Annotated in this window: 8 protein-coding genes; 4 read left to right on the top strand and 4 right to left on the bottom strand. The window is 68.4% G+C overall.

Annotated elements, in window-relative coordinates; genetic code table 11:
• Positions 1-788: MFS transporter (locus tag ACXJKR_RS18150; protein WP_457324008.1), on the top strand; the 788-nt coding region annotated here is incomplete at its 5' end.
• A 112-nt stretch (positions 789-900) separates the two neighbouring features.
• Positions 901-2,307, top strand: coding sequence for an efflux transporter outer membrane subunit (locus ACXJKR_RS18145; protein WP_457324007.1), 1,407 nt, complete (start codon positions 901-903; stop codon positions 2,305-2,307).
• Between the two features lie 9 nt (positions 2,308-2,316).
• Here ACXJKR_RS18145 and ACXJKR_RS18140 read toward each other — a convergent pair whose 3' ends face one another.
• The 4 genes from ACXJKR_RS18140 to ACXJKR_RS18125 are packed head-to-tail and all read right to left on the bottom strand — an operon-like array spanning position 2,317 to position 6,170.
• Positions 2,317-2,691, bottom strand: coding sequence for a GFA family protein (locus tag ACXJKR_RS18140; RefSeq protein ID WP_457324006.1), 375 nt, complete (start codon positions 2,689-2,691; stop codon positions 2,317-2,319).
• 5 nt (positions 2,692-2,696) lie between these two features.
• A complete protein-coding gene (locus tag ACXJKR_RS18135) occupies positions 2,697-3,968 on the bottom strand; it encodes a 3-deoxy-D-manno-octulosonic acid transferase (protein WP_457324005.1) in 1,272 nt (423 codons plus the stop codon).
• Positions 3,968-4,723, bottom strand: coding sequence for a tetratricopeptide repeat protein (locus ACXJKR_RS18130; RefSeq protein WP_457324004.1), 756 nt, complete (start codon positions 4,721-4,723; stop codon positions 3,968-3,970). The genes ACXJKR_RS18135 and ACXJKR_RS18130 overlap by 1 nt, the downstream gene beginning before the upstream one ends.
• Positions 4,724-4,772: 49 nt before the next feature.
• Positions 4,773-6,170 carry a phosphomannomutase/phosphoglucomutase gene (locus tag ACXJKR_RS18125; protein ID WP_457324003.1) on the bottom strand — a complete coding sequence of 466 codons (1,398 nt, stop codon included), beginning with the start codon at positions 6,168-6,170 and terminating at the stop codon, positions 4,773-4,775.
• Between the two features lie 137 nt (positions 6,171-6,307).
• On the opposite strand from ACXJKR_RS18125, the gene ACXJKR_RS18120 reads away from it, so the two are divergent.
• Both ACXJKR_RS18120 and ACXJKR_RS18115 read left to right on the top strand, forming a co-directional pair.
• On the top strand, positions 6,308-7,432 hold the full coding sequence (locus tag ACXJKR_RS18120) for a sensor histidine kinase (RefSeq protein ID WP_457324002.1): 1,125 nt from the start codon (positions 6,308-6,310) through the stop codon (positions 7,430-7,432).
• A gap of 5 nt (positions 7,433-7,437) precedes the next feature.
• Positions 7,438-8,005, top strand: a 568-nt coding sequence (locus ACXJKR_RS18115) for a LytR/AlgR family response regulator transcription factor (RefSeq protein ID WP_457324001.1), incomplete at its 3' end; no start/stop codon positions are given.

Genomic DNA, 8,005 nt, shown 5'->3' with positions numbered 1-8,005 from the left:
CCTTCATCGACCTGCACATCCTCGGCCGCCCGAGCTTCCTGATCGCCGGCGTCATTGCGTTTGCGACCGGCATGGGCCTCTACGGCTCGGCCTTCATCCTGCCGCTGTACCTGGGCCAGATCGCCAGCTACACGCCGATGCAGATCGGCATCGTCATCATGTGGATGGGCCTGCCGCAGCTCTTCATCATGCCGTTCGCGGCCAAGCTGTCCACCAAGCTGGACAACCGCGTGATGATGAGCGTGGGCCTGGCGCTGTTCGCCACGTCGTGCTTCATGAACACCCACATGAGCGCCGACACGGCCGGCCCCGAGCTGCTGTTCGCGCAGATCGTGCGCGCCCTGGGCCAGCCGCTGATCATGATCACGCTGACCAACTTCGCGGTGAACGGCGTCCCGCCCAACCTGCTGCCCAGCGCCTCGGGCATGTTCAACATGATGCGCAACCTCGGCGGCTCGGTCGGCATCGCCACGCTGGCCACGCTGCTGACCAACCGCGAGCACCTGCACAGCGCCCGCGTCGGCGAGTCCATCAGCCTTTACGACCCCGCCACGCAGGCTCGCCTGGACACGCTGGCACAGAACTTTGCGTCCAAGGGCGCCGACCTCGCGACCGCCCAGGACATGGCCATCAAGGCCCTGGACAACGTCGTGCGCCGCGACAGCTTCGTCATGGCCTACAACGACGCCTTCCTGATCCTGGGCATCGCGCTGATCAGCTGCGTGTTCATCGTCTGGATGAGCAAGAAGGTGCTCGGTGGCGCAGGCGCCGCCGAAGCCGCACATTGATGGCCCACCCCCGTTGCGCTTCGCGCTCCCCCTCAAGGGGGCGCAGCCAGTGGCCCGGCAAAGCCGGTTCCACGGCTGCCGCTTGGTCATGCACTCCCGTTCGGAGATAGAGATGAATGCAAAGTTCTCGTTTTCGCTGCTTCTGACAGCTTCGCTGGCCGCCTGCACGACGCTCGGCCCCAACTACCAGGCCCCGGCCCCCAACGCACCTGCGGCCTACCGTGCCGCCGCACCCGTGGCCGGCGCCGAACTGCAGCGCGACTGGTGGTTGATGTTCGGCGACGCCCAGCTCAATGCGCTCGAAGCCCAGGCCTTGCAGGCCAGCCCGACGCTGGCCGCCGCGGCGGCGCGGGTCGAGCGGGCGCGCGCCGTGTTCGGTGCGACCAAGGCGGACGAGCTGCCCCGCGTCGACGTCGGCGGCAGCGTCACCAACCTGCGCACGTCCGCCAAGTCGGTGACGACGCCGGTGCTGGGCGGCCAGGCCATCACCTTCGACGGCACCCAGACCGGTGTGCAGGCCTCCATCGGCTGGGAGCTGGACCTCTGGGGCCGCGTGAAGCGCCAGGCTGAAGCTTCGCAAGCCCAGCTGGATGCCTCCACGCTCGACGCTGCCGCCGCCCGCGTCGCGCTGACCGCCGACGTCGCCGCCGCCTACTGGCAGTGGCGCGCGCTGGCCGACGAGGCCGCAGCGTTGCAACGCCTGCGCGACAGCCGCGCCAACGCCTTCAAGGTCGCGCAGACCCGCTTCGACGCGGGCTCCTCGACGACGCAGGACCTGGAGCGCGTGCGCGCCGAACTGGCCTCGGCCGACGCCGACGTGGCCGACCTGCCGCGCCGCCAGGCGCTGGTGGCCAACCAGATCGCCGCGCTGACCGGCCAGGCCGCGGCCGAGCTGAAGCTGCGGGCGTCACCGATGGCGGCACCGCCGCAGATCCGCGCCGGCCTGCCGTCCGAGCTGCTGCAACGCCGTCCTGACCTGGCACAAAGCCTGGCGCAGCTGCATGCCGCGACGGCCCAGGTCGGCATTGCCGAGGCCGCCTTCTACCCGTCCATCCGCCTGACCGGCAGCTTCGGCTACCAGAGCAAGGAGTTGGACTCGCTGATCTCCGCGCCAGCGCGCCTGTACAACATCGGTCCGAGCATCTCGCTGCCCATCTTCGAAGGCGGCCGCAACAAGGCCAACCTCGCCGGCGCGAGGGCCTCGGTGGACGAGTCTCTCGCCGCCTTCCGCAGCCGCATGCTGCAGGCCTTGCGCGAGGTCGACGACGCGCTGGCCGAACTGCAGGGGCGCGCGACCGTCGTGGACGCCCAGAACCGCACGCTGGCGTCCAGCAGCCAGGCGTTGAACGTGGCCAAGAGCCGCTATGACAAGGGCGCCGTCAGCTATCTGGACGTGACCGAGGCCGAGCGCACGCCGCTCGCCACCGAGCGCGCCCTGGCCCAGCTGCGCGGCGCGCAATGGGCGGCGACGGCGCAACTCGTCAAGGCGCTGGGCGGCGGCTGGACCCAGGGCAGTTGATCCCGGGGCTCAGCCCCTGTTCTCGTCGAACTGCTCGGCGCCCGGGACGGCCTGAAGCCAGGGCTCGCGGCGCTTGACCCAGAGCTCGTAGCTCGGCACGAGGGGCGTGGGCGCCTGCGACAGGATGCCGAGCTTGATCTCGGCCTCCTGGTCGTCGAGGGAAAACAGCCGCGAGCCGCAGCGAGGGCAGAAGCGCTGGCCGCGGAACTCGGCGGTGTCGCCTTCATGCTCGAACTGGCCGGCTGGCCAGACGGCGTAGAAGGTGAAGGCCGAGCCGCTCTCCTTGCGACAGTCCATGCAATGGCAGATGCCCACGCGCAGCGGTTCGCCTCGGGCGGCCAGCTTTACCCGGCCACAAAGGCATTCACCGGAATAGGTCGTCATGGCCGTCAGGGAATGATTGAAAGCAGGGCCGCCGCCATGCGGGCGGCAGCCCCTTGGTGCGCCCGGGAGAAGGCTTGCGCCCGTGCCGCCATGGTCTGCCGTGACACAGTGTCCCCACAAAGTGTCAGGCCCTGGGCGACGGCGTCGGACAGATCGGCACAGCGTCTGGCCGCACCCGCTGCAATGGCCAGCTCGGTCGCCTCGGCGAAATTGAAAGTGTGCGGCCCCGCCAGCACCGGGCAGCCGCAGGCCGCGGCCTCGATGAGGTTCTGGCCGCCCAGCGGCGCGAAACTGCCGCCGAGCAGCGCGACGCTGGCCAGGCCGTAGTACAGCGGCATCTCGCGCATGGAGTCGCCCAGCCAGACGTCGACGGTGAGGGCCTCGGGCGGCGGCTCATCGCCCCACTGGCTGCGGCGCGCCAGCGTCAGGCCGGCAGCCTGAATGAGCGCCGCAATCTCGTCGAAACGCTGCGGGTGGCGGGGCACGATGGCCAGCAGCGGACGAGGGGCGGGCAGCTTGACCCACTCGTCGAGCAGCGCTTTTTCCTCGCCCTCGCGGCTGACAGCCAGCATCAGCACGGGGCGCCCGAGGCGCTGCGCCCAGGCCTTGCCGCGGGCGATCAGGGCCGGGTCCATCGCGATGTCGTACTTCAGGTTGCCGGCCACCTCGACACGGGCCATGCCCATCGCGCGGATGCGTTCGGCGTCGGCCTCGGTCTGGGCCAGGGCCAGCGTCATGCGGCGTGCCGCCGGCCGCATCAGTGCCGCCAGGCGCCGGCCCTGGCGCAGGCTTTTCTCCGACAGGCGCGCGTTGGCCAGCACCATGGGCACCCGGGCCCTTTCGGCTTCACGCTGCAATGTCGGCCAGACCTCGGTTTCCATCAACACGCCGACCTTGGGCTGCCAATGGCGCAGGAAGCGGCGCACGGCGCCGGGTGTGTCGTAGGGCAGCCAGGCCTGGGCATCACCCTCGCGCAGCAGGGCTTGGCCGGCTTCGCGGCCGGTTGCCGTGGAATGGGTCAGCAGCAGGCGCAGGCCGGGCTCGCGCCCGCGCAGGGCCGTGATGAGGGCGCTGGCCGCGCGCGTCTCGCCCAGTGACACGGCATGGATCCACAGCCGGCCAGGTTCGGCCGAGCCTGCGTAGAAACCAAGGCGTTCGCCGAGGGCGTGCCGGTAGAGCGCCTCCTTGGCGCCGCGTCGCCACAGCCGCAGCAGATAAAAGGGCGTCAGCAGCCGCAGCGCGGTTGCATACAGGGCCAGCGCGAGGCCCTCAGGCATCAACCACCTTTGCGTGCCAGCTCGTGCGCGGCCTTGAGCCGACGCATGACCGGGTCATTCAGTTCGCGGCTGACAGGATTCCAGAGCTGGACCTGGCGATCGATCTCGGTCTGCAGGCGGGCAGCCGTGGCGGCGTCGCCGGTGGCCAGGGCCCAGATCGAATACTCGGCATTGGCCTCGAAGCTGCCGAACCGGCGCACTGCTGCTTCGAAGTTCTCGCGGGCCTCGGCCTGCCGGCCCGTGCCGGCGAAGCAGCGTGCAAGCAGCAGCAGGACCTGGTCGGGACGGTAATCGGGCCGTTCGGCCTTGAGTACTTGCAGATGGCTCAGCGCCGGGTCGAAGCGCTGGCACTCCACGTGGGCGCGCACGGCGCCGAAGCGCAGGTCGGGGTCGCTGGCAAACGGCCCCTTCAGTGCGCCCTCGTACAGCTCGGCGGCCTCCTTGGCCTCGCCGGCATTCAGCAGCGCCTCGGCCAGCCGCATCTGGTTCTGGGCCGAGGGCGACACGTCGTAGACGATGCGTGCCTCCCGCACTTCACGACCGGGATCGAGGGCCCGCGCGGCCGCGGACACCGCCTTGCGTGCGCCTTGGTCCAGCCGCGAGTTGGGCAGGTAGATGGCGAAGAAATAGACCGCGCTCCCCAGCAATGGGAAGGCGAACAGGATGAAGAGCCAGTACAGCTGCTGGCCGCTGCGCACGACATGGACCGCGCAGAACAGCGCGATCAGGATGTGCAGGCCTCCGATCAATGGCATGTCGTTCTCCCTGTGATTGGTCTTGGGCGGCTCTGTGGCCGCTTCGGAATCAGTGGCCCGCTGCGAACTGGGCGTCCGGCTTCACGCGCTTGAGTTGCTCCAGCACGTCGTGCTGGATGCGTTCCAGCGCCTCGGGCGTATGGCCTTCGAAGCGCAGCACCAGCACGGGCGTCGTGTTGGACGGGCGGATCAGGCCGAAGCCGTCGGCGTACTCGATGCGCAGGCCGTCGATGGTGATCAGCTCGTTCGCACCGGGGAAGTCGGCCAGCGTCGTCTGGGCCTTCAGCGTCTTGACGACTTCGTGGTGCTCGCCTTCGGCGCAGGGCACGTTGATCTCGGGCGTGTTGAAGCTGTTGGGCAGGGCCTGCAGCACGGCGCTCGGGTCCTTGGCCCGCGACAGGATCTCCAGCATGCGGCCGGCCGTGTACATCGCGTCGTCGAAGCCATACCAGCGCTCGGCGAAGAAGATGTGGCCCGACAGCTCGCCGGCCAGCGGCGCGCCGGTCTCCTTCAGCTTGGCCTTGGCCAGCGAGTGGCCGGTCATCCACATCAGCGGCTTGCCGCCGTGCTTCTTGATCCACGGTGCCAGGCGCTGCGTGCACTTGACGTCGAAGATGATCTCGGCGCCCTTCTGGCGCTTCAGGATGTCGGCCGCGATCAGCATGATCTGGCGGTCCGGCATGATCATMTCGCCGTCTTTGGTGACGATGCCGAGGCGGTCGCCGTCGCCGTCGAAGGCCAGGCCCAGCTCGGCGCCGGTCGCGTGGACGACGCGCTTCAGGTCTTCCAGGTTCTCGGGACGGCTCGGGTCCGGATGGTGGTTGGGGAAGTCGCCATCGACCTTGGAGAAGATGTCGATGACTTCGCAGCCCAGAGCGCGCAGGATGGCCGGGGCCGAGGCGCCGGGGATGCCGTTGCCGCTGTCGACGACGATCTTCATCGGGCGGGCCAGCTTGCAGTCATTGACGACCCGGTGGGTGTACTCGGGCACGATGTCGATCTTGCCGACACGGCCCTTGCCCTTGGCGTAGTCCTCGGCCTCGATGCGCTGGCGCAGGCCCTGGATCTGCTCGCCATAGACGGCGGCGCCCTTGAGCACCATCTTGAAGCCGTTGTAGTCCTTGGGGTTGTGGCTGCCCGTGACCATGATGCCGGAGTTGCAGCCGTGCGCACCGCGCGTGGCAGCGACGTAATAGAGCATCGGCGTCGTCACGGCGCCGATGTCGACGACGTCCAGGCCGGTGGAGCGCAGGCCGCGCACGAGTGCTGCGACCAGGCCGGGGCCCGACAGGCGGCCGTCACGGCCGACAGCGACGGCCTTTTCGCCCAGGGCCTTGGCCTCGGTGCCGAAGGCACGACCCAGGTGCTCTGCGAGCTCCTCGTTCAAGGTCTGGCCGACGACGCCACGGATGTCATAGGCCTTGAAGATGGATGCGTGAACCTGCATGAAATGCCCTCGAATACTGGGTTTTGAAAACGCGCCGGATTGTAGGCACGGCCCGTGGCCGACCATCCGTCGCATCGGCTGTCGATTCGTCACTCATGCAAGGGGCATGCCGCCGCGGCTTCCTACACTCGCGCCCCATGACATTCACCGAGGAATTCGCCCAGGCCCTGCGCCACCAGCGCGTGCTGATGAAACATCGGCCGGACCGGATGCGCTTTCGGCTGCTGATCTACCTGATCTGGACGCTTGGTTTCGGCACCGTTTTTTCCGTCATGGCCGGCCTGCAACAGGGCAATCTCGGTTCGCTCTTCTGGTGGCAGGCCCTGATGCCAGGCAACATGCTCGTCAGCCTGTGCGTGTCGATCGGCTTCTTCTCCATCTTTCGCGCCTTCGAGCGGCTGGCGCCGCAGCGCTGGCTGGACACCGTCATGGGTTGGCGCGACTGGCGCTCGGGCCTGTTCTTCTCTGTGTTGTCCATCAGCTGCGCGCTGCTTGGCGTGGTCGTTGGCATGTGGCTGGTCGACCGCATCTGGATGGGCAACGGCAACACGTTGCAGCTGCTGGGTAGCTTCGGTTTCTGGCGCCAGTTCCTGCTGATCTCGGTGTTCATTTCCGTCGTGGCGAGCTTTCGCTACCGCGCGCGGTGGCGCCAGGAGATGCTGCAGGCCCGGGTGACCGAGGCCCAGCTCAAGCTGCTGCAGGGCCAGATCGAGCCGCATTTCCTGTTCAACACGCTGGCCAATGTGCAAAGCCTGATCGACTTCGACCCGACGCGGGCCAAGCAGATGCTGGAGCGCTTCACCGATTACCTGCGCGCCAGCCTGGGCCAGTTGCGCGGCGACACGACGACACTGGCCCAGGAGTTCGCGATGCTCGACRCCTACCTCGCGCTGATGCAGTTGCGCATGGGCGAGCGGCTGCGCGTGCGGTTGGAGCTGCCCGCTGAGTTGAACGGCATCGAATTGCCGCCGCTGCTCGTGCAGCCGCTGGTGGAGAACGCCATCCACCACGGCCTGGAGCCCAAGATCGCCGGCGGCGAGATCGTCGTCAGCGCGCGGCGTGAGGCCGACACGCTGGTCATCGATGTCGACGACGATGGCCAGGGGCTGGACGCCCCGAAACGGCGAGGTGGCAACGGCGTCGCCCTCGACAACATCCGCGAGCGGCTCAAAGCCCGCTGGGGCCTGCGCGCCACGCTCGAACTTCAACCCCGCGAAGGCGGCGGCACCCGCGCCCGCATCTGCATTCCCTTTTCTGCCTGAACACCATGACGACAGCCCTCATCGCCGACGACGAACCCCACCTGGCCCAATACCTGAAGGCCCAGCTTGCCCAGGCCTGGCCCGRGCTGCAGATCGTCAGGATCGCCGCCAACGGCGTCGAGGCCGCCGAAGCCATCGCCGACCTCGAGCCCGACCTGGCCTTTCTGGACATCCAGATGCCCGGCCTGACCGGCCTGGAGGTGGCCCAGGGCATTGAGGGTGCAACGCGCGTTGTCTTCGTGACGGCCTATGACCAGTACGCTGTCGAAGCCTTCGAGGCCCGCGCCGTCGACTACCTGCTCAAGCCGCTGAAAGCCGAGCGCCTGGCCGCGTGTGTGACGCGTCTGCGCCAGGAGGCGCCACCGCCGGCTGGCGACGATGCGCTGGCCGAGACGCTCAAGCGGCTTCTGCCCACCGCCGCATCGGCACGGCTGCGCTATATCCGCGCCGCCCAAGGGGAGCTGATGCACCAGATTCCCGTCGATGAAGTGCTGTTCTTCCACGCAGACGACAAGTACACCGTCGTGCAGACGGCCACTGCCGAACACCTGATCCGCACGCCCATCTTCGAGC

Source organism: Roseateles sp. P5_E11, from assembly GCF_054049355.1.
Note: the sequence above shows the minus strand (reverse complement) of the source record. Positions and strands in the feature narration are given on the sequence as shown.

Excerpts from the sequence above, each read along its gene's own strand:
- ACXJKR_RS18140 (WP_457324006.1), bottom strand. The coding sequence starts at position 2,691 with ATGACGACCTATTCCGGTGAATGCCTTTGTGGCCGGGTAAAGCTGGCC.
- ACXJKR_RS18135 (WP_457324005.1), bottom strand. The coding sequence starts at position 3,968 with ATGCCTGAGGGCCTCGCGCTGGCCCTGTATGCAACCGCGCTGCGGCTG.
- ACXJKR_RS18145 (WP_457324007.1), top strand. The coding sequence starts at position 901 with ATGAATGCAAAGTTCTCGTTTTCGCTGCTTCTGACAGCTTCGCTGGCC.
- ACXJKR_RS18130 (WP_457324004.1), bottom strand. The coding sequence starts at position 4,723 with ATGCCATTGATCGGAGGCCTGCACATCCTGATCGCGCTGTTCTGCGCG.